The organism is Ochrobactrum sp. SFR4 (assembly GCF_019730395.1).
GTDB lineage: Bacteria > Pseudomonadota > Alphaproteobacteria > Rhizobiales > Rhizobiaceae > Pseudochrobactrum.
On the sequence record NZ_JAAPBB010000224.1, the window covers coordinates 1 to 434 of the forward strand.

1 protein-coding gene is annotated in these 434 nt (G+C 71.4%); it reads right to left on the reverse strand.

Features of this window, described 5'->3' with window-relative positions; all coding sequences use genetic code 11:
* Positions 1–434: AAA family ATPase (locus HBA93_RS18725; RefSeq protein WP_221724303.1), on the reverse strand; the 434-nt coding region annotated here is incomplete at both ends.

Sequence of the window (434 nt, forward strand, 5' to 3'; positions counted from 1 at the left end):
CCCGATAGGCCGCCAGCCCCTCGGCCGTCCGGTGCGTGGCGAAGTCAACCGACGCCTCCCGCTGCCAGTCCACGCGCTGCCGGCGAATCTCGGACAGCTCGGCATGGCCGATTTCCTCCGTGATCGCCCTAAACGGTGCGCCCGCCCCGATCGCCTGCAACTGCTCATGGTCGCCTACAAGGACGATCTTCGCCCCGCGCGCCTCGGCCTCGCCAACGAAGCGGGCGAGCTGGCGGCTCCCGACCATGCCCGCCTCGTCGATCACGAACACGTCGCCGCGGCCGAGTGTGCCGCGGTCGTTCTCCCAACCGCGGGACCATGACGCGAGGGTGCGGCTCTGGATGCCGGAAGATTCCTCCAAGCCCTCGGCCGCCTTGCCCGACAGCGCCGCGCCGTGGACCTGATAGCCCTCGGCCTCCCACGCCTCGCGCGCG